Annotated in this window: 1 protein-coding gene; it reads left to right on the forward strand. The window is 75.8% G+C overall.

What is annotated here, in order from left to right:
* Nucleotides 1-40 precede the first annotated feature (40 nt).
* A partial coding sequence (locus SB753_RS40055; protein WP_410805550.1) for a hypothetical protein occupies nt 41-248 on the forward strand: 208 nt, incomplete at its 3' end.

Here is a 248-nt window from a genome sequence, read left to right on the forward strand (position 1 = left end):
TGGTGCCCGCCGTCGATGTGTCGACGCGGGAGGGAGCGCTGTGAGCCCGCGCGTGCTCGTCGTCGTCAACTCCGCGAGCTCCGGACCGCGGCGCCTCGGGGCCTGGCTCGTCGACCGCGGCATCGCGGTCGACGCGGTGGTCGCAGCGGAGGAGGAGCCCCCCGCCACTCTCGACGGCTACGCCGGACTGGTGCTCCTCGGCGGCGGCCTGATGCCGGACGAGGACGACCGTGCGCCCTGGCTCGCGG

The organism is Paraburkholderia sp. SIMBA_053, assembly GCF_046534895.1.
In the GTDB taxonomy this organism is placed as follows: Bacteria; Pseudomonadota; Gammaproteobacteria; order Burkholderiales; family Burkholderiaceae; genus Paraburkholderia; species Paraburkholderia caledonica.